Here is a 20,750-nt window from a genome sequence, read left to right on the forward strand (position 1 = left end):
TACGTTTTTTTACATACTCTGATCTAAAAAATATAGAACATATATTATTAAATTTTAAAAATAATTTATATAACATTAAAAAAAGCTAAAGTTTTTTAAGCTTATTTGAGGTTCTCTTGTGAATAAATAATCTAACAGGTATACTTTTCCTCAAATAGAATAACTTGTTAGGCGAGACTCCTAAACAAACATAGGCTATTGCGCAGAAACGTCGAAAGACGCCAATGTGTAAAACAGGAATTGTCGGATTAAGGCTCTTCATAAGATAGCTAAGAGAAATCTTTACGTTGTTTAGTGTCAAAACTCACACGATGAGACTGAAAAGCCAATCGTTTTTTTCGTTTGGCTTTTTTTATTCAAGATGGGTAAGTGACGTATCTCCGCTGTAACACAAAGGAGAAATATAGGATGGGTGTAAAAGACATAAGAAAAATAGATTTGTATTTGCTCGTACCATATCTGTTGATCAGTGTAATAGGATTATTGATGATCTATAGTGCGAGTACGTTCCGTTTGATGTCATTCGATCAAAGTACAAATCAACTTTTAGTTCGACAAATGGTATTTGTAGCACTTAGTTGGGCAATGATTTTTTTCATTTACCGAGTGAAACCTGCATTTATACTCAATCATCGAATCGTAAAAATAATGATGGGGATCGGTATCGTGGGTCTGATCTTGACAAAGGTACCTGGGATTGGTGTCAATATCAGTGGGGCGCAACGATGGATCTCAATTGCAGGTTTTCAATTTCAACCTGCTGAAATTGTCAATGTCGGTATGATTTTTTATTTAGCTTATTATTTTAGAAAACCCAAGCAATCATTGAATGAATTAAAAAAACCCTTTTTTATCATCGCTTTATGTTCTCTGCTGATTTTATTCCAACCAAAAGTAGCTGGTGCGATCTTGTTGATCATCTTAGCTGCAATCATGATCACGACGGTTCAATTACCAGTTCGCTATATTTTATTGTTTTTTGCAGGACTGTTCAGTCTCTTTTTGCTCCTTGGCGGCATTATTTATTTACTAGGGCAAAATGACCTATTACCAAGTATTTTTGCTCATACTTATGATCGCTTGAGCATTGCTTTTAATCCTTTTTTAGATCCTTATGGAAAAGGATTTCAGATGAGTCAATCTTATTATGCCATGTACAACGGTGGGCTTTTTGGATTAGGATTGGGAAATAGTATTACCAAAAAGGGCTATTTACCAGTAGCCGAGACTGATTTTATTTTTTCGATTATTTTAGAAGAGTTAGGTCTGATCGTGGGCTTACTGATTCTAGCAATGTTATTTTCGATTATTTTGCGCTTATTTGTCTTGAGTGCGAATGAACCAAATCAGCAGATCGGGTTGATTTATTTGGGAACAGGGATGCTGTTATTGCTACAGACAAGTATCAATATTGCAAGTATCAGTGGCATGATCCCAATGACAGGTATTCCGCTTCCTTTTATTAGTTATGGAGGATCAAGCTATTTGATTTTATCCATGCTTTTGGGCGTTTGCCTGAAACTGTCCTCACGAGGTAAGCAAAATGAAATTTAAAATAAATGAATTCAACTATGCATTATTTTTACCAATCTTTCTTTTATATTTATTAAGTGTCGGTGTGCAATATGGGGCAGCTGTTTATGACCAAGTTCCAGTCCGAGGAGTCGTGCTTCGACAAATCGTGTTTTGTTTGATGTCGGTCGGGCTGTTGTTTCTAACACAACGAGTGAAAACAGTCGTATTGTTAAGATATTCTCCTTATCTTTATGGCTTTTCACTTTTTGTGATGGGCCTGTTGTATCAGTTTTATGATCCGGTGATGTTTCAACTCACAGGCACCAAACGTTGGCTTAGGATTGGCAGCTTTTCATTTCAACCTTCTGAATTAGTGAAACTCACCTTTATCTTAGTGGTTGTTTATTTGACCTTGATCTATGAGCAAAAGGTGAAACAACGAACCGTTAAAACTGATTTATTTTATGTAGGAAAGATATTACTGGTTAGTTTACCGACCTTTTTATTGATGTACATGCAAAAAGATTTTGGAACAAGTTTGGTTTTTGTCATATGCTTGGGGGCATTATTCATGATCGCTGGGGTACATTGGAAGATCATGACGGCAATAACCTCGATTCTAGTTATTCTCGGGGCCATTTTGATTGCTTTAGTTTTTACTGAATACGGACACCAGATTTTATATCGTCTGAATTTTAAGACTTATCAGTTAGATCGAGTACGCGCATGGGTTGATCCATTTGCATATAGCCAATCGATTGGTTATCAACAATCACAAAGTTTACTTTCTATCGGGGCAGGTGGGTTTAGTGGCAGGGCCGAAGCAATCAATCCTATCTATGTGCCCGTTCGTGAATCAGATATGGTCTTTACAGTGATTGCTGAAACATTTGGCTTTTTAGGAAGTGTTTCTGTGCTCTTTTTATATTTTTATCTTTTTTACCAAATCATTTATAGTGCAATCGAAACAAATAATAAAGGAAATGTGTATTTTGCGATTGTCTTCGTATTTGGTTTGTTATTCCAAGTGTTTGAAAATATTGGAGCTGCGATCGGTCTACTCCCATTAACAGGGATTCCTTTACCATTTTTAAGTCAAGGAGGAACTTCCCTCTTGGTTATTGGCTGTGGTTTAGGCATTATTTTAGGATTTAAAAAGTATGAATGAGAAGTAGAAGGGAAGTTATTATGAAACAGATGCCAAAAGGAACATTGGTGGTAGCATTCGTATCATTCGTCTTATTGACGACTTTGACCACACTAGTTATGACAGAAAACACCTTATTCAACCAACTCGATTTAGCCATTTATCAACAGGAGCGATTAATCGAATTCCCAGTATTAACAACATTTTTTAGTTATTTTGCAAAACTAGCAACGATTATTCCTACTTTATTTTTCACAGGGTTGCTGGCAATTTTTAGTTGGCGGAAACAATACCATAAATTAGCCATTTGGCAAGTCTTAATGGTTTTGACAGTTAGTTTGATTGGCTACGTGATGAAACAAGCTATCCAGCGGACACGACCTGATGTGGAGCAATTGATTCCTAGATCTTCTTACTCTTTTCCAAGTGGTCATTCGATTTTGTCTATGACGCTATTCTTAGTATTTTTGATCACCATGTACATTATTTATCGTGAGAAAAGGGTAAATAAACTAGTATGGGTGGGGGCTCTTTATCCATTATTGATTGCTAGTTCTAGAATTTATTTGAGAGTACATTATCCTAGCGATATCTTAGCAGGTTTTTTACTGAGTTTTTCAGTTGTTTTCTTATGTTATAGTCTGTTTTTCTCTTTTATCACTGAAAAAACAGTAAGAAAAAAGCACCAACAAAAACGAATATTCACTAGAAAACAAAAAGTTTTATTGTCTATTATGGCATTTCTTTTCCTATTAGTAGGTTCTGCAGTTGCATATGGTGTTCGCTTTTACTACGATGCCAGACAGACCGTGACTTCGATGCAACAACCGCTACAAAGAGAAACCGTTCAGCGGGAAAAGGATACGCCAGTCAGCATTTTAGTTTTAGGTATCGCCAATAATTCAATTAGAAAAACGGACTATCGTGCAAATACGATCATGTTGGTGACATTGAATAATCAAAAGAAAACAACGACGATCACTAGTATTCCTCGAGATTCTTTCGTAGAAATTGCCAATATGGATGGACTGGTTGATAAAATCAACCATGCTCATTCTTACGGTGGTATCGACATGATGGTGGATACGGTTGAACAATATCTTGATATACCGATTCATCACTATGTATCGTTGAATATGGATGGATTAGAAGCGTTGATCGATGCTGTGGGAGGAATCACTGTAAATAATGCGTTTGAGTTTACAGCAGAAGACATCCATTATCCAGAAGGTACACTAGAATTAAATGGTTGGGAAGGATTACAGTATGCGCGCATGCGAGCAGAAGATCCTGAGGATGACTATGGGCGACAGAAAAGGCAAAGGGAAGTCGTCAATATTTTAGTCAATGAGTTCTTATCTGTGAAAAGTTTATTCAATTATCGCCAGCTTTTAGAGGTAGTCGGTGAAAATGGGACAACGGATATGTCCTTAGATGAAATGCTCGGAATGATGAATGAATACCATTCGGCATTATCCAATATCACGAACCATCAGTTGAAAGGTGAACAATATATTGGTGATGGCATCTTGGGAGAAGCAGGGATCTACTACGAGAAGATACCCGATGAGGAACGGATGAGAGTGATGCAGTTGGTGCAAGAGCAATTAGAAACAACAGGGAAGAACGCAGCGCAACAATAGGAACAATTGATATTCTCTTTTTTACATTTATAAATGATAAAAAAAGCAGTTGAAATGAACGATGATCGTCATTTCAGCTGCTTTTTTAGGTAAAAATCATCACGCAATCTATTTGCTTGCGTTTATCTTTCGTTGATCGGTGTAGCGGCAAATTGTTCGATCAATGGCACGAATGTCAATTTCACTTTGTATTTACGTTCTAAAGCTTTTTCGATCGTAAATTCATTGACAGCAGACATAGAGATCTCTGCTAATTTTCGTGTGTCGTCTTTGACTGTTTCATTGATCACTACAGCATCTGCTGTTTTTTCAGCAGTGAACTTCGGATATTCTGCTACTAGTTTTGCAAAATCATCGAAAGTCAAAGAATCTGTCACTACTTTTTCATCACTTGTTTTCTTGTCAGTTGTTGCTTCTTTATTGACTGATTGAGAAGTTGTCTCAACTTTTTCAACTTCTTTTGTTGGTGTTTCTTTTACAGACGCGTCATTAGTGACTGGTGTCGCTACAGGTTGAGCCGTTGGTTGATCTTTTTTCATGCGTTGATCATTCCAGTAAGAAACAATCTCAATCAATAGGTTGTCACGGAAACGTTCAAAAATCGTTGCTTCACCAGAACGAATACGTTTCAAGACAGCAGTAAAGTTATCGTCGATTGGTACATTGATGCGTGTATCTTCATTTGCTTGTCCTGCTAAGCCAATGATTAAGACTTGACGGTTTTTAGGATCAAGCATGACTTGCAATGGCAGCCCATAACGGCGTAAACTTTCTTCTTCCAATGAACGGAATAATTGCGTGCGAATTCCATCTAAAGAAGGACGGAATTGTTTTAATAATTTTTGTTTTTGTTTTTTCTTCATAAATACTCTCCTTCATTCATACCCTTTCGATTATAAGAAAAAAACGAGCAAATGAAAAGGTTTATCAAGAAAAAACTTTTATTACTTCGATGGAAAAACAAAATTGAGTGGGATTATCGACCTCTCACATATGCTAAAACTGAATAAACGGTGGAAACAGCAGTAAACTTCTCGGAAATAAGGCGACATCCACAGAAATTTGATGAACAATTTCGTAGATATCGCCTTATTTCCCGAGGTTAAATACTTCTGTTCCAATCTCTCAAAAAGGGGAGCAAAAGTCCACAGACTAATGCTCCCTCATCTAGTTATTTTTTTGGCAATAAGGCAAAGGTGACTAGTTCTGGTGAATAGATGACCTCATGTCCTTGCCATTGCATCGTCATCAATGAATGATCCAAGCGTTTTTTTATTTCCGCAAGTTTTTCATCCCTTGACCAGTTTCGAGCAGGAAAATGCTGGATTTTTTCTGGACGGATCAAAAAGATGAAATCTGGATCAAATGTCTGAGTCACTTTTTCAGATAAACGATCTAAGCGGTCCACGGGGTTCATAGAATATCACTATCCTTTACCTTTAAAATTGTGTAGTATCTGGATCTTTTGCTTTGCCGACGACACCATCTAATTGGTCGATCGTCTTCATTTCTTCTTCTGATAGCTCAAAATCAAATAATTCAGTGTTCTCCTTGATTCTGCTTGGTGTGACAGATTTTGGTAATGGTAAGAAACCATGTTGTAATGACCAACGTAGCGCTACTTGGGCAACGCTCTTATTGTGTGTGTTGGCAATCTCTTGCATTTCTGTGACATCGAAGATTTTACCAGTGCCAAGAGGGCTATATGCTTCAAGGACCATATCATGTTTTTTCGCGTACTCAACAACAGGTGGTTGCAATTCGCCAGGAGCAAGAAATACTTGATTGACCATTGGCATGATTTTTGCTGTTTTTGCAAGTTCATCTAAGTGATGCGGTAAGAAGTTGCTGACACCGATCGCTTTGATTTTGCCCGCTTCGTATAACTCTTCAAAAGCACGCCATGTTTCGGCATTCGCTTCTTGCCAATTTTCGCGGAAAGAAACTGGATTAGGCCAATGGATCAATAAAAGATCCACATAGTCTGTTTGTAATTTTTTTAAGGACTCTTCGAAAGAGGACATTGCTAGATCGTAGCTATGGTTTTCGTTCCAAAGTTTAGTCGTTAAGAAAATCTCTTCTCTTGGAACACCACTTTCTTTGATTGCTTGTCCGACACTTTCTTCGTTTTTGTACCCTTGAGCGGTATCAATATGACGATAACCGGCAGCTAATGCTTCTTTAACTGAGGAAACAGCAACGTCTCCGTCAGGGGTTTGCCAAGTACCGAAACCGACAACAGGGATTTCATAGCCATTTGATAAACGGTAAGTAGATGTTAGTGAATTCATACTTTCAGCTCCTTTGATTTTAGTACACTTTAAGTGTAGCTTATTTTCTAAAAAAAGAAATGTATTTTGTTTGTTATAAAATATTTTTTTGTTCGTTCCATTTTGTCTCTGGTATTTTTGTTTGATTTTCCGTAAACTAGAGCAGAAAGGAATGAAACGATGGATATCTATTTAAAAAAAGCAATCTTGCATATTATTGATCGAGAAACAGGATCTCCTGTATTTTCACAACAAGAACTGGATCTTACGAAAGATTTTGTCAGGGACTTTCTACAAAAGAAGATCCAAAAAATCTCTTCTGCACAAACTAAAACAGGGCAACTCACTGAAGAAAGCCTATTTTCTCAAAACTTGAAACAGTGTCAAGAAAATTTTGTCGAAGAAAGTGAGCGTTTAGTCCAACGGTGGTTTGACATCTATGCAGAAAGTGAGGAAGCACCTAGTGCAGATGTTTTCGTTGTCTTGTATGAAGTAGATACTGTGATGTATTTAGCTTTATTGAAAGTGAATTATCGTGATGCTTATACTCACTATGTGGAAGCAGATGAAGCCGGTATTGACAACCGTTTGATTTTGAACCGAGCGATCCTTGGCTCAAAATCTCAAAAAGCAGATGAAGCCTTAGCAGTCAATCTGACAGATCTGACGTATGAGTTGATTGAAAAACGCTATGAGTTCTCTGGTAAAAAAGAATGGTACTTTTCGGGAAAAGTGATTGAGAGCGTCCCGGCACCTTCGTTGGAAGACAACGTCAAAGTGATAAAAAAAGTGGCGAAGCAGCTAGGCAAGAAGTTTGAAGCAGAAGAGTTCGATATCATGGCGGACTTAAAAGAAGCTGTGTATGATACGATCGAAGAAAAAGGTAGATTGGATCATGAAATGATCGCGGAGAAAGTATTCAAAGAAAATATCACTGCCAAGTTAGCATTCCAAGAAGAAGTCAAAGAACAAGGCTTTATTCCAGAAGCACCACCAGTGAAAGAAGTACAAGAAATCTCAGAGAAAAAATTCGGAAAGCAAAAATTCCGTTTATCAAATGGCATTGAATTGATTGTACCAGTAGACGTTTATCGTAACCCGGATCTGATTGAATTTGTCAATAATCCTGATGGTACGATCTCTGTCATGATTAAAAATGTGGACGAAGTATTGAATCGTCTATAGTTTCTTTTAGATGAATCAAAGAAACCAAATAAAAGTGAATAGTAAAAAAGCAGTCAATATCCACGAAGATCGTTTTTCAAGTCTTGTGGTGTTGACTGCTTTTTTTGTGTTGTTTATTGTAAACTGGTTCATTGATCTAATTGATCTAACGCTTTGTCCGGCACTTGAGAAGCTGTTACTTCTTCCCAACTGATGACGCCTTTACGTGAATTAACTTTTAGTTTTAAATAAGCATCCATTTTTAAAGGACGTTCCCTCGCTTCACGTAAAGTGACTGCTTTTTCTTCTCCTTGTGCGTTGTAAGCATTTTGGTCGTATACATAAATAGAAACGTCCATGTCATTGTCTGCTGAGTCAACTTCTTTTTCTCCGTTAGTGGTGATTTTTGTATAATAAGTTTCACCGCCATAGAAATAATCATAAGCGATAAAGCTTCCTCCTAGGAAAATTCCCAATACAATCAATAATGCTATCAATTTTTTTATCATTTTTTTCACCTCGGATACTATTATTCAACAAAATCTATTATTCGTCTATCGAAAGTCCAAAATTTATCGTATTTATATATAATAATGGCATATTCGCCGTTTTATGTATAAAATACTTAATTTTTCTGTGAGAACATTTTTCAAAGTTGAGCTTACGATAATCGAATTTTAGGAGAGCTAGTTGCTTTGCTTAAAAAAACACAAATTATATAATAATGTTATGAAAGGTGGTATTAAAATGGAACTGTATTATTTAGTTGGTTTGTTTGGTATAATTTTTGGACTTTATGTGTTAGCAAAAAGAAACAATAAGATAAAACCATTCTTTTCCAAATTAACTTTAGCATTTTTGGTTGTATACTTGATCTGGCGTCTTTTCTACACGATCCCAAATGATGGCGTGATATCATTAACTTTCGGTCTTATTTTATATGTGGCAGAATTTATTGGTTTATTTGTGTATGGTTTTTTTATTTACTTGTTTTCTAATAAGTTGTCGAAAGAGTCCGTGAGAGTTCATTACGATGAGGAGCCATTTCAACCAAGTGTAGCAGCGTTTATATGTACGTATAATGAGGATAATAAATTAGTGATCGCGACTGCTTTGGCTGTCAAAGCGTTACGTTATCCAAATAAGAAAATATATATTTGTGATGATGGTCATCGTGAGGAATTGAAAGAACTTGCAGAAAAATACCATATTGGTTATCTGACAAGAGAAGGTAACGAGAACGCAAAGGCAGGAAATATCAACTATGCACTTTCACAAACAAGTAGCGACTTGATTTTGCTTTTAGATGCTGATTTCATCGTTAAGAAAAATATTATCTACGAGGCTATCGATTATTTTAGAAATCCAAAGGTTGCGTTAATTCAATATCCTCAAACTTTTTATAATAAAGATCCCTTCCAATTATTGAGAAAATCATTTTACAATGAACAGGAATTATTTATGCGTTTTTTAGAACCAGCTCTTTCACGTGAAAATGCGTTGATCCATATCGGGACCAACGCTATCATTCGACGCAGTGCTTTAGAGGAGATAGGTGGCGTCCCAACAAAAAGCATTACTGAAGATATGGCAACAGGGATGTTATTGCAAAATGCTGGTTATGAAACGATTTTCATAAATAAAGCTTATGCTTTGGGAATCACGCCTTATACAGCTCGAGAGCTGTCCTCTCAACGGACACGTTGGGCCCAAGGTACAAAGCAAATATTTGACCATTTTAAACCACGTAAATTTAAAGGGTTATCTCGTATGCAAAAATTGTGTTACTATAATTCTTATTTGTACTGGTTTACTTCATTTCAAAAAATCATTTTTTTATTAGCACCAACTCTTTTTATGGTCTTTGATATATTTATTGTTCGAAGTAACAACAATCAGTTATTATTGTTCTTTTTACCACCGTTTGTCATGATTTCTCTTTCGTTTCGGTTGTATGTTCCTAAAATCAGGAATCTTACTACTTCGCATATCTATGATTGTTTTGTCGCGCCGATCCATACTAGAGCATTGATCAAAGAGTTCTTTCATTCGGAAAAAAAATTCAAAGTGACAAAAAAGGAACTTGTTGACAGTCAATCTTTTGATTGGCGAACAGTTTTTCCTCACATGTTACTATTTGGTTGGATCGCTTTCGCCTCTATCGTTGCATTGTACCGACTTTATCGAGGAGAAGGATATGAAACAGGCTATATTGTGACACTTCTCTGGTCAGTGTATAACCTCTATGGGTTATTCTATGCGATTTTGATTGGTAAAAATCGAAAAATTGAAAGCGACAGTGAAGCATTGAGCATTGTAACAAAGAAACAACTAAGTTATCTATCCCAATCATTTGAGATGTATCAAATGAGTTATAACGGATTTAGACTTCGTTCCAAAAAATTAGTTACTCCTACTTTTACACCTGGGAAAGCTTATTTATTTATGGATGAGAAAACTGGACTCCGAATCAATTCGATATGTAAAGAAAATCATGGGAGATATGCGACTTTCTCATTTAATAATTTGACACAAGCTTCTGCAGAAGAACTTGCAAGTTACTACAGTGATCAGTTGAATGCAGCAAAACAATTAGAATTCGATATGGAAACCGATACTTTACAAAGTTGAGAGTATGACCATTACTAATAGTAAACGAACGCTGTCAATAATAACAATAGCGATATGACAGAGGTCGGCACAGAAGTATTTAGCCTCGAGAAATAAGACGGCAGCCACGTAAAATGTTCTTCAAATTTTTGTGGCTGCCGTCTTATTTCCGGAGAGGTTGCTTCTGTTCCCGCTGTATATTCGCTTTTTGAATATGCGTGAAGACTAATATCCTACACACTTTTTATTGAAATAGTATATCGAAACACTTTAATTGACTTTGACCAATTTTGACGTATAATAGGGTTTGTTCATAACTTACAAAAAGTAAGTGTAGTTGTTTTTTTGAGTTTATACTAAAAAAACTGTTATGGACGATGAGCTGAAATCATTCAGTGCATAAGACTATTTAGGAGGTTTGTTAATTATGGCAAAAGAACATTTTGATAGAAGTAAACCACACGTAAACATCGGAACCATTGGGCACGTTGACCATGGGAAGACCACATTGACTGCTGCAATCACGACAGTATTAGGGAAAAAAGGCTTAGCAAATCCTCAAGATTATGCAAGCATTGATGCAGCTCCAGAAGAACGTGAACGTGGGATCACCATCAACACAGCACACGTAGAATATGAAACTGATAAACGTCACTATGCACATATCGATGCACCAGGACATGCGGATTATGTGAAGAACATGATCACAGGTGCCGCTCAAATGGATGGTGCGATCTTAGTTGTTTCTGCGACAGACGGACCAATGCCTCAAACTCGCGAGCATATCCTTTTATCACGTCAAGTTGGTGTAAAATATTTGATTGTATTTTTGAATAAAGTTGATTTGGTCGATGATGAAGAATTGATCGATCTTGTAGAAATGGAAGTTCGTGAATTACTAAATGAATATGGTTTCCCAGGTGATGACACACCTGTCATCAAAGGATCTGCATTGAAAGCATTGCAAGGTGACCCAGAAGCAGAAGCTGCGATCAATGAATTGATGGAAACAGTGGATGACTATATCCCAACACCAGAACGTGATACCGACAAACCATTGCTTTTACCAGTTGAAGATGTTTTCTCAATCACTGGTCGCGGAACGGTAGCATCTGGTCGGATCGACCGTGGAGCTGTTCGTGTCGGTGATGAAATCGAGATCATCGGAATCAAACCTGAAACGAAAAAAGCGGTTGTGACAGGGGTAGAGATGTTCCGTAAAACGTTAGATTATGGTGAAGCTGGAGATAACGTAGGAATCTTGTTACGTGGTATCCAAAGAGAAGATATTGAACGTGGCCAAGTGATTGCGAAACCTGGTTCAATCACACCGCATACAAAATTCAAAGCGGAAGTCTATGTATTGACGAAAGAAGAAGGCGGACGTCATACACCATTCTTCAATAACTACCGCCCACAATTTTATTTCCGCACAACAGATGTAACAGGTACGATCGTGTTGCCAGAAGGAACAGAAATGGTCATGCCTGGAGACAACGTAACCATCGAGGTAGAGTTGATCCATCCAGTGGCAATCGAACAAGGAACGACTTTCTCTATTCGTGAAGGTGGTCGAACTGTCGGTTCAGGAATGGTAACAGAAATCGAAGCGTAAGTATTTTTATAGAAAAATATAAAACCTTTGGACAAGGTATTTACTTGAATATCTTGTCCAATAGTTCTAATAGAAGTGTTAATCACCGATAAAAAAGCGAGCAAACTCCAAATTTTCTTTGAATTTTTGGGTTTCTCGCTTTTTTTTGTGGGGGAATCTTCGAACAACATGTTATGAGAATTTAGTAGGTGCAATACGACTAGTATCCTTGTTGCTTGTTTCCATCGATTTTTCTTGTTTTTACCATGTCTATAAATTTGTTATAATAAATATATCTGTGTTTCTAAAAAACTATGACAAAAAGTTATGGGGGATTCAATGATTTTAGAAAATAAATTAGGATTGACCAGTCAAGTCGAGTTGGCAAAAGCGGAAGAAAAAATCAGTAAGCAAAAAGCAAAAAAATTATATGATTCTGGAAGAATAGATGAATTAGAAATTGGAACGTTCAAAGGGTTAAGTGAAATCCATGACTATTTGTTTTCTGAAATTGATGGTTTTGCTGGGGAAATTCGCTCAGTAAATAGTGCAAAGGGAAATTTTCGGTTTGCGCCGGTCATGTATTTGGAGTATTCTCTAAAACATATTGACCAAATGCCACAGTCTACTTTTGAAGAAATCATCAAAAAATATGTAGAGATGAACATCGCTCATCCTTTTCGTGAAGGGAACGGTAGGAGTACTAGAATTTGGTTAGATCTCATTTTGAAATCGGAGATACAGAAAGTGGTTGACTGGAATCTAATTGACAAGTCTGATTATTTATCTGCAATGGAACGTAGTCCGATCAATGACTTAGAGATCAGCTATTTGATTTCTAACGCGTTGACGGATAAGATTTCCGATCGTGAACTTTATATGAAAGGGATCGATGTGAGTTATTTTTATGAAGGTTATTCTGAATATACGATTGATGATCTATAAAAGAAGGGAAAGGTTTGTGAATAAACAAAAAACGCCTGATTTTGACTAAAACAGCAAAATCAGGCGTTTTTTTATTTACGAAACCATTTTTTTAAGCCATTCAAAGGCTTTGTTTTTTGATCAACGGGCGCATTGTCAATGATCAATAACGTGATCATTACATAAGCGATCCAACTATCTCTTGAATAAAGTGTATAGCGAGATCTCCAGTTGGTGGCATATTTATCTTTGTATTCTCTTAACCCTTGAAAAGAATAGAAATGTGAGCCAAATTCATAGACTAGATAAGCAATCCGTTCTTGAATGAAACTTTTTCTTGAAGTCCCCACATTAGACAAAGGAGCCATACCCAAATTGAACCATTGGATATTTTCCTCCTTCATATATTCAAAAAGATGGATGAATAAATAGTCCATGCTACCGGAAGGTGCAGTATCTGGATCATAGCGCATCAAATCAATCGTTCCGATCTTATCATTCGTATAAGTCGGCATGATCGAAGCGAAAGCGACCAACTCACCTTGATCGTTTTTGACGACTGCAATCGGTGCTCGCTGTAAATAGTCTTCTGAGAAGAAACCTAATGAGAAGCCTTTTTCTTTGCGACTGCCTAGCCAACGATCAGAAATGGTTTTAAGCTCAGCCATTTGTTGGGAAGAAAATGGTGGTTGAAGTACCTCAAACGTGAATCCTTCTCGTTCGATGCGATTCAGTATCGCACGTGTGCCTTTCATTTTTTTCCCAGAAGTCGTGAAGTCGGCTAACGAAACATGGCCTTCTTCGCCCATTTTGATAAAATCATAGCCAAATTCATGAAGGATCATAACCAGTTCTTCGCTCGTTTCATAAAAGACTGGCAAGTAGCATAAGCGATCTGTTTCTGCGATAAAGGCTTCGATTGCTTCTGGAAAATCTTCTTTTTTGCCTGAGGGATCGCCCATCACCACACACTTATTGTTATAACTAGCAAATTGTAACAAGACGGTTGCTTCCCCGTCTTTTTCATAGGTAAACATCCGTTTATCTTTCAAAAAAATCAGTTGACTATCTGAATTACCGCCGTAAGTTTCTAAAATCGTGGTGGCGACCGCTTCATCTAACTCTTGTCCAACTTGTGCCTTTTTACCTTGGAGATAGTGGACAAATAAAATCATGATAAAGGCTACTGCTAAAATTGCTAGAAAACCAGACAACCAAATTTTTTCTGATGGAAATAGAAAAAATGAAATAAACCGATGATTACGATGTGGGAAAGTGGGCATATTATAAACACCGATCACGATATATAAAACGGTCAATGCACCTATGATCAACCCATCGATCGTCAACCATTCCCACGAGTAGATCAATTGATCTCTGAACAATTCATTACGTGAAGCGATCACGATACCTAATAGCAATAGTAAGAAAATAATGCCAGTAGTGCTTAGATCATTCAGCCCAACATAAATTAATGAAACAAGGATCAAAAAAATGGTTGGCCAGTAGACACGCTTGACTCTGGCTGCGATGCCTCGTCCCATAATAACAAACAAGAAGCCTAACAATATGCTTGGAAATTGCATAATAAAATGCATCTTTATAGGATTGATATGATGCAACCAACGAAACTCAGTAAATGCTTGCGGGATCGTTGCTGAAAGAACCAACATGATGCCAGAAAAATACATTAAGATCACCAGGATCTTCCGAGCAATCTGGGTCGCTAATTGCTTTGGAATACCAGAGTATCGTTGGTCGATCGATACACCGACATTTTTAAAGAAGAAAACTAATCCAATGAAAAATGGAATAAAGTAATAGAAGATCCGATAAAGCAAGATCCAGATCACAACGGTTTCTTTAGGGATACCTAGAGCTGATAAACCAAAGATCATCATCACATCAAAACTACCGATTTCTCCTGGGATCATTGAGATGATCCCGATAACTGAAGCAGCGATAAATAGAGGGATTGTTTGCCATAGATCGATGGGGATCTCCATCAAATAGCCGACTGCAAGAAAGGTTCCTAAGACACCCGTCCATTCCAATAAGGAAACGAGTAACAATTGCCCTTGGGATTTAATTGAAAGACCACCAACATAGCCTTCTTTTTTGATCGTGGTAAAAATAAAAACGATGGGGAAATACAAACCACCGGCAATCAACCAAATCCAATACTGTTTAAGAAACGGAGCGACAGGAGTAAAGAAGACCATAAAAAACGAGACTAAACTATACAGAGATAAACCCGCCATCAAAAATAAAAATACTTTAGATAAAGCTTGCATGACTTGTTTGCTATCTTTTCTTTGACCGTAGAGTTCGGATCGTAAACCGATACTGACAAAGCCACCAAATCCAGCAATGTTATTAATAGTATTGATCATCCAACTTGTTTCAAATAAATATAATGGCTTTTGCTTTTGATTTAGTAACTTGTTGAAAATCAAATCATATCCAATCATGGGTAGAATAGAAATCAACCCAATCAAAAACATGACACCAATTTTCCAGAGTGGGATCGTGGAAAATGTTTGAGCTAGTTGGTCCGCAGATAACAAAGTACTGATTGTCATCAATTCACGAATAATAATTACTAATACGGAAATCAAAAAAATCGTTTTGATAAGTCTCAAGTGGCTTTTGAACCACTGAATGATTGGCTTGAACAAAAAATCACCTACTATTTTCAAATTTATTTTGTCAAGAAATCTAAAACTTCTTGATTGAAGCGTTCTGGGTTTTGGCGAGCTAATTGGTGTCCTTGTCCTGTGACGAGAACAAATGAAGCATTAGGGATCGTTTTCGCTAAATAAAGCGAATGTTTCAGTTTGATGACATCTTTTTTACCGACGATGATCAGTGTTGGACAATTGATTTTTTCTAAATGTTCTGTCGTGAGGCCAATATCATGAAGCAATAAATCGATGACCAATAAATGCTGACGTAAATGTGGCTGGAACAGTGCGCGCAACCAAACAAAGAAATAGTGAAAAGCACTGAGTAGTCGTGAGGACCAGAGAACCCCATTCAACCGTGTATTACCCGAATTTAAAATCAAGCGATTGACCCTATCTGGATAATTGCTTGAAAAAACTAAGGCAAGATTGGCTCCATCACTAAATCCCAAGATATTCGCTTGTGGGATTTGTTCCAGCAGCATGACTGTCAATAAATCATCTGCCATCAAACGAAAATTCAATGTTCCCGCTTGATTTGTCGATTGTCCATGCCCACGACTATCGATGAGATAAATCGTAAAGTATTGTTCTAAAACGGGCACTTGTTCTGAAAAGAAATCACCGCTCCCGTCATTTCCATGTAGTAGCAAGAGGGGAAATCCATGTCCACTTTTTTCATAATAGATGTCAGTACCATCTGCCATTTTTGCAAATTTCTTTTCTCTTTTCACATTTATCACCTACTATTTTGAATTATAACGCTCTTTATCTATTTTATAAATCGAAACTCTATAAAACGAACGATCATTTTCGTAAGGTGAAAGCGAAAATGAAACATTCATTTTTTATTAAATTAAATAAGAAAAAACAGAGAAAAAATAGCCAAGAATGAAAAGAAATAGTAAGATAAAAAAAGATGTCAAATAGCTAGGTGGGTTTGGATGAAGAAAAAAAGAAAATCAATCTTCCGTATGATCGTAGGTCTATTTGTCTTCACGATTCTGGCAACGATTCTTTTTCTATTCGGTAGAACATATCAATCGATCAAGCGTGTAGAAAATTATCAGCCACAGATTTCGTCAGCATTAGAAAAGTATCAAATGCAAGAACATGAGAATCTAGTGAAGGCAATCATACTTACTGAATCAAGAGGAAATGGTGTCGATTTGATGCAAAGTTCGGAAAGTGCCTATGGACAGATGGGGGCGATCACGACACAAGAAGGAAGTATTGACCAAGGAGTCAAATACCTCTCAGAGATGATAGCTGAGGCGAAAGCATTAGGTTGCGATCTGGCGACAGCGATCCAAGCGTACAATTTTGGCAAAGACTATATTGCTTACGTCAACGAAAGAGGCGGGAAGAACACGGTCCGTTTAGCCGAAGAGTATTCTAGGGATGTGTTGAGTCCGCTTTTAGGCAATGACAACAAAAAAACCTATCGCTATTGGCGAATCCAGTCATTATTGTATAATGGTGGGTATTTATACCATAATGGTGGTAATATGTTTTATGCTGATGTGGTGAAGATGAACCAACAGTTTCTTGAATGGTATGAAAATATTTTTTAAGCCTGTTGGATCGAACCAACTGCAAATCAAAGCAAGACGAATAATGAATACAATGAATGGAAAGAAGGAGTGCTTGGACGAGTGGAAGAAAATCAAAAAGTAATGGAGAAAAGAGAGAATACAACGAAAGATTGGGGATTAAGATTTTTCAAAGGAATGTTTATCGGCTCAGGCTTTATCTTGCCGGGAGTGAGCGGAGGGGCTTTAGCAGCAGTATTTGGAATGTATGAGCGGCTGATTTCTTTCTTAGCACATATCACTAGAAACTTTAAAGAAAACGTCTTATTCTTTTTACCAGTCGGCCTAGGCGGTGTCACTGGCGTATTCTTGCTGTCTTTTTTAGTCAGTTTTTTACTAGGGGCCTATGAAACAACGATTTTATGGTTCTTTGTGGGATGTATTGCTGGAACGGTGCCCGCTTTATGGAAAGAGTCAGGAAAAAAAGGCCGAAACAATACAGATCTCATTATTATGGTTGTGACATTTATTTTAGGTTATCTTTTCTTGTTATATGGTGCCCGTTTATTTGATGGGCAAGTAGAACAAAATGTCTATACCTGGATGATGGCAGGCGGTTTGATTGGTCTCGGAATGATCGTTCCTGGATTAAGTCCGTCGAATTTTTTAGTTTACATGGGACTGTATAAAGCGATGGCTGATGGCTTTAAAGAAGTGCGTTTAGAAGTGATCATTCCTATTGCAATCGGTGGAATCGTGTGTGTGCTAGGTCTTTCCAAAGTAATGGACTTTATTTTCTCAAAAGCTTATAGCAAATTATTCCATTTTATTCTAGGCATTGTTTTTGCATCCACGATCATGATCATTCCTACAAATTATAGTGGACTTGGCATTTTAGGTATCTTGGCATGTCCAGTGTTATTCGTTGCTGGTGCTGCACTAGGCTGGTGGATGAGCCGTTTAGAAGAGCAGTATAAGTAGAAGAAGCACAAGAAGAAAAGTCACGTGATCGTTGTATTCAATTATCCAAGTTCTTGATAGATGGTTCGAAGAAACGATTCTCTTCTGTGATTTTTCTAGGTGAAGTATATGGTGAGATAGAAAAATAGAAAACAGATCCGCTGTTTTTTGATTTTTCTATCTTTTTTTAAAATAAAAAAAACGAGTTGTTTTTAATCGTAGAAACAGCTAGACTAATTGAAGTGATTATTTTTGAAAGTTGGCGTGATATGGAAATGAAAGAATTAAAGGGACTTACAGAAAATGAAGTGAGTCAAAGACGTGCCTCTGGTCAACAGAATGATTACCAAGAGGATGCTACAAAAAGTACGAAACAAATTTTCAGCGATAATATTTTAACATTATTCAATTTTTTGAACTTAGGAATAGGACTCTGCTTATTACTAGTTGGTGCTTATTCAAACATGGCTTACTTAGCAATTATTTTTGTAAATATCACCATGGGGATCTATCAGGAAATCCATGCGCGTAATCTTGTGCGCCGGTTATCAATCGTTTCACAGGCGGAAGTAACCGTCATTCGTGATGGAAAAGAACAGATGATCGCAACGAAAGAACTAGTTTTAGGCGATCTTGTCAAAATCGGTGCGGGTGAACAGATTCCCTCAGACTTGCAAGTGATCAGTGGTCGGGCAGAGGCAAATGAAGCTTTACTGACCGGTGAATCTGATTTGATCATCAAAGAGTCAGGAGCAGAATTACTGTCAGGTAGTTACCTGACTAGTGGCTCTGTCTTTGCTACAGTTATTCGTGTTGGGGCAGATAATTATGCTGTCCGCTTGACCAACGAAGCAAAAACACACAAGGAAATTCATTCGGAACTTGTGGAATCGATCCGCAAAGTATCTAAGTTTACAAGTTTTGTGATCATTCCTTTAGGGATCATCTTATTCTTGGAAGCTTTGTTCATTCGAAATGCGTCGATCCAACTATCAGTCGTTGCTTCTGCGGCAGCCTTACTGGGAATGTTACCAAAAGGATTAGTGTTATTGATCAGTATCGCATTGACGACTGGTGTAACGAAACTAGCGAAGAAACGAATCTTAGTCCAAGATATGTATTCTATCGAAACATTGGCACATGTAGATACATTATGTCTTGATAAAACAGGGACGATCACCGAAGGAAAAATGAGCATCCAACGAGTCGAACCCTTAAATAAAACCTATGAAAAAATGATTCCAACCATTATGGGAACATATTTAGCTGAAAGTAGCGATAACAATGTCACGATGCGTGCGTTGAGAGAGTATTTCGAGATTTCTAATCGTTACGATGTCGGAGAAAAATTAGCCTTTTCATCTGACCGCAAATGGGGCGCAATGGAATTTCCTGAACTAGGTGTCGTCTATGTCGGGGCTCCGGAACGGTTAGTGGCAGACGATCAGTTGCCGGAAAGTTTAGTGGAAGCCCAGGCCAACGGGTTTCGTGTATTGATGTTAGGTCTTGCTCCCAATCAAACGTTGTCTTCAGGCGATCCTCAAGGGGTTGAACCGATTGCTTTGTTTGAAATCGATGATCCTATCCGTAAGAACGCGCAAGAAACCTTAGCTTATTTGCACGAAGAAGGGGTAGACTTGAAAGTGATTTCTGGAGACAATCCTTTTACGGTGTCAAATATTGCGCGACGTGCTGGTTTGCCCAACTATCAATCGTATGTTGATCTATCTGATTTGACAGAAGAAGCAGAAGTCAGAAAAGCGGCGCATCAATATACAGTTTTTGGGCGAGTGAGTCCGCAACAAAAGAAACTCTTAGTCAACGAACTAAAAGCAAGTGGACGAACAGTTGCAATGACTGGAGATGGCGTAAACGATGTATTGGCTTTGCGTGAAGCTGATTGTAGTATTGCGATGGCAGAAGGAGACGGAGCAACACGACAAATTGCTAATCTTGTCTTGTTAGATTCTGATTTTACGACATTGCCCGAGGTATTGTTTGAGGGACGCCGAGTCGTGAATAACGTAACGAAAGTTTCAGGTATTTTCTTTATTAAAACAATCTATTCATTTATCTTATCGATTTTATGTGCAGTGACGGCTATCGGATTCCCATTTATCCCGATCCAGATCACGTTGATCGATCTTGCTATTGAAGGGTATCCATCTTTCTTCTTATCATTTGAGAATGATAAACGAAAAGTCGATTATCGCTATCTGCCTACTGCGCTAGTCAATGCATTACCTAATGCATTGCTTGTTGCTTTCAATACTGTGGCGATCTACCTGATCGGTCACAACCAAGGTTGGACATCTGGTGAAACAACGACATTGATGTATTATTTATTGATCGGGATCAGCTGTCTGGCAGTGATCAAAGCCTGCTTGCCATTCAATCCATTGCGGATTTTCTTAGCAGTCACCACAGTGGTCGGTATTTATGTCGCTGCGATGCTTTTCCATCATATATTAGAAGTCAATCTTGGGTTAGGAAATACTTGGCCATATTTTGTTGGCTTTATGGGTTTGAATGTGCTATTACGTTTAGCGTATTGGAAATTAGGCATACAAAACAAATTATTGGATAAAGTAAATGCAAATAAAACTCCTCATACTCATGTGGAAGAAAATGTCATATAATCTAGTATCTATCACTTGAAAAAGTATAGGAATATGGTACAATGAAACATGTATAATTGTGTCCTTTA

16 protein-coding genes and 1 riboswitch are annotated in these 20,750 nt (G+C 37.4%); of the genes, 10 read left to right on the forward strand and 6 right to left on the reverse strand.

Going from position 1 to position 20,750, the window contains the following annotated elements; translation table 11 throughout:
- The first annotated feature begins 156 nt into the window (after nt 1-156).
- Nucleotides 157-324, forward strand: a riboswitch (M-box (ykoK) riboswitch).
- Nucleotides 325-408: 84 nt separating this feature from the next.
- From IGJ14_RS04995 to IGJ14_RS05005, 3 genes are read left to right on the forward strand one after another with little or no spacing between them, the layout of a single operon-like run.
- Nucleotides 409-1,554 (forward strand): FtsW/RodA/SpoVE family cell cycle protein, encoded by a 1,146-nt coding sequence (locus IGJ14_RS04995; RefSeq protein WP_010735805.1) that lies wholly within the window; start codon nt 409-411, stop codon nt 1,552-1,554.
- On the forward strand, nt 1,544-2,683 hold the full coding sequence (locus tag IGJ14_RS05000) for an FtsW/RodA/SpoVE family cell cycle protein (protein WP_010735804.1): 1,140 nt from the start codon (nt 1,544-1,546) through the stop codon (nt 2,681-2,683). The genes IGJ14_RS04995 and IGJ14_RS05000 overlap by 11 nt, the downstream gene beginning before the upstream one ends.
- 20 nt (nt 2,684-2,703) lie before the next feature.
- Nucleotides 2,704-4,305 (forward strand): phosphatase PAP2/LCP family protein, encoded by a 1,602-nt coding sequence (locus IGJ14_RS05005; RefSeq protein WP_019724284.1) that lies wholly within the window; start codon nt 2,704-2,706, stop codon nt 4,303-4,305.
- Nucleotides 4,306-4,427: 122 nt separating this feature from the next.
- Here the strand turns inward: IGJ14_RS05005 and IGJ14_RS05010 are convergent, their stop codons facing one another.
- From IGJ14_RS05010 to IGJ14_RS05020, 3 genes are all read right to left on the reverse strand, one after another.
- On the reverse strand, nt 4,428-5,168 hold the full coding sequence (locus tag IGJ14_RS05010; RefSeq protein WP_019724283.1) for a hypothetical protein: 741 nt from the start codon (nt 5,166-5,168) through the stop codon (nt 4,428-4,430).
- Nucleotides 5,169-5,476: 308 nt separating this feature from the next.
- Nucleotides 5,477-5,722, reverse strand: a complete 246-nt coding sequence (locus IGJ14_RS05015; protein WP_010735801.1) for a hypothetical protein — start codon at nt 5,720-5,722, stop codon at nt 5,477-5,479.
- Between the two features lie 22 nt (nt 5,723-5,744).
- Nucleotides 5,745-6,596, reverse strand: coding sequence for an aldo/keto reductase (locus tag IGJ14_RS05020; RefSeq protein WP_195273956.1), 852 nt, complete (start codon nt 6,594-6,596; stop codon nt 5,745-5,747).
- Between the two features lie 159 nt (nt 6,597-6,755).
- Here IGJ14_RS05020 and IGJ14_RS05025 point away from each other — a divergent pair, with 159 nt between their 5' ends.
- Nucleotides 6,756-7,760 carry a nucleoid-associated protein gene (locus IGJ14_RS05025; protein ID WP_019723512.1) on the forward strand — a complete coding sequence of 335 codons (1,005 nt, stop codon included), beginning with the start codon at nt 6,756-6,758 and terminating at the stop codon, nt 7,758-7,760.
- Between the two features lie 128 nt (nt 7,761-7,888).
- On the opposite strand, the gene IGJ14_RS05030 is transcribed toward IGJ14_RS05025, so the two are convergent.
- On the reverse strand, nt 7,889-8,245 hold the full coding sequence (locus IGJ14_RS05030) for a YxeA family protein (protein WP_029594083.1): 357 nt from the start codon (nt 8,243-8,245) through the stop codon (nt 7,889-7,891).
- A gap of 241 nt (nt 8,246-8,486) precedes the next feature.
- On the opposite strand from IGJ14_RS05030, the gene IGJ14_RS05035 reads away from it, so the two are divergent.
- The 3 genes from IGJ14_RS05035 to fic all read left to right on the forward strand — a co-directional run bounded on the left by IGJ14_RS05035 (nt 8,487) and on the right by fic (nt 12,888).
- Nucleotides 8,487-10,370, forward strand: coding sequence for a glycosyltransferase family 2 protein (locus IGJ14_RS05035; protein WP_195273954.1), 1,884 nt, complete (start codon nt 8,487-8,489; stop codon nt 10,368-10,370).
- Nucleotides 10,371-10,776: 406 nt separating this feature from the next.
- Nucleotides 10,777-11,964, forward strand: coding sequence for an elongation factor Tu (tuf, locus tag IGJ14_RS05040; protein ID WP_019723509.1), 1,188 nt, complete (start codon nt 10,777-10,779; stop codon nt 11,962-11,964).
- 318 nt (nt 11,965-12,282) lie between these two features.
- On the forward strand, nt 12,283-12,888 hold the full coding sequence (fic, locus tag IGJ14_RS05045; RefSeq protein ID WP_019723508.1) for a protein adenylyltransferase Fic: 606 nt from the start codon (nt 12,283-12,285) through the stop codon (nt 12,886-12,888).
- A gap of 71 nt (nt 12,889-12,959) precedes the next feature.
- Here the strand turns inward: fic and mprF are convergent, their stop codons facing one another.
- Both mprF and IGJ14_RS05055 read right to left on the reverse strand, forming a co-directional pair.
- Entirely contained in the window at nt 12,960-15,545 is a 2,586-nt protein-coding gene (mprF, locus tag IGJ14_RS05050; protein WP_019723507.1) for a bifunctional lysylphosphatidylglycerol flippase/synthetase MprF, read from the reverse strand.
- 23 nt (nt 15,546-15,568) lie between these two features.
- The gene (locus IGJ14_RS05055; protein ID WP_430608359.1) at nt 15,569-16,285 is read right to left on the reverse strand and encodes an alpha/beta fold hydrolase; all 717 of its coding nucleotides are present in this window, start codon (nt 16,283-16,285) and stop codon (nt 15,569-15,571) included.
- A gap of 210 nt (nt 16,286-16,495) precedes the next feature.
- On the opposite strand from IGJ14_RS05055, the gene IGJ14_RS05060 reads away from it, so the two are divergent.
- From IGJ14_RS05060 to IGJ14_RS05070, 3 genes are all read left to right on the forward strand, one after another.
- Entirely contained in the window at nt 16,496-17,125 is a 630-nt protein-coding gene (locus tag IGJ14_RS05060; protein ID WP_104775671.1) for a lysozyme family protein, read from the forward strand.
- 102 nt (nt 17,126-17,227) lie between these two features.
- A complete protein-coding gene (locus IGJ14_RS05065) occupies nt 17,228-18,064 on the forward strand; it encodes a DUF368 domain-containing protein (protein WP_074801234.1) in 837 nt (278 codons plus the stop codon).
- A gap of 248 nt (nt 18,065-18,312) precedes the next feature.
- Nucleotides 18,313-20,682, forward strand: a complete 2,370-nt coding sequence (locus IGJ14_RS05070; RefSeq protein ID WP_430608470.1) for a cation-translocating P-type ATPase — start codon at nt 18,313-18,315, stop codon at nt 20,680-20,682.
- The last annotated feature ends 68 nt before the right edge of the window (nt 20,683-20,750 follow it).

The organism is Enterococcus sp. DIV1304_2 (genome assembly GCF_050555445.1).
Taxonomy (GTDB): Bacteria; Bacillota; Bacilli; order Lactobacillales; family Enterococcaceae; genus Enterococcus_B; species Enterococcus_B pernyi.

Coding starts and splice junctions, on each gene's coding strand:
- IGJ14_RS05035 (WP_195273954.1), top strand. CDS start 8,487: ATGGAACTGTATTATTTAGTTGGTTTGTTTGGTATAATTTTTGGACTT.
- IGJ14_RS05025 (WP_019723512.1), top strand. CDS start 6,756: ATGGATATCTATTTAAAAAAAGCAATCTTGCATATTATTGATCGAGAA.
- IGJ14_RS05005 (WP_019724284.1), top strand. CDS start 2,704: ATGAAACAGATGCCAAAAGGAACATTGGTGGTAGCATTCGTATCATTC.
- IGJ14_RS05000 (WP_010735804.1), top strand. CDS start 1,544: ATGAAATTTAAAATAAATGAATTCAACTATGCATTATTTTTACCAATC.
- IGJ14_RS05070 (WP_430608470.1), top strand. CDS start 18,313: ATGGAAATGAAAGAATTAAAGGGACTTACAGAAAATGAAGTGAGTCAA.
- tuf (WP_019723509.1), top strand. CDS start 10,777: ATGGCAAAAGAACATTTTGATAGAAGTAAACCACACGTAAACATCGGA.
- IGJ14_RS05015 (WP_010735801.1), bottom strand. CDS start 5,722: ATGAACCCCGTGGACCGCTTAGATCGTTTATCTGAAAAAGTGACTCAG.
- IGJ14_RS05060 (WP_104775671.1), top strand. CDS start 16,496: ATGAAGAAAAAAAGAAAATCAATCTTCCGTATGATCGTAGGTCTATTT.
- IGJ14_RS05020 (WP_195273956.1), bottom strand. CDS start 6,596: ATGAATTCACTAACATCTACTTACCGTTTATCAAATGGCTATGAAATC.
- fic (WP_019723508.1), top strand. CDS start 12,283: ATGATTTTAGAAAATAAATTAGGATTGACCAGTCAAGTCGAGTTGGCA.
- IGJ14_RS05065 (WP_074801234.1), top strand. CDS start 17,228: ATGGAGAAAAGAGAGAATACAACGAAAGATTGGGGATTAAGATTTTTC.
- IGJ14_RS04995 (WP_010735805.1), top strand. CDS start 409: ATGGGTGTAAAAGACATAAGAAAAATAGATTTGTATTTGCTCGTACCA.
- IGJ14_RS05010 (WP_019724283.1), bottom strand. CDS start 5,168: ATGAAGAAAAAACAAAAACAAAAATTATTAAAACAATTCCGTCCTTCT.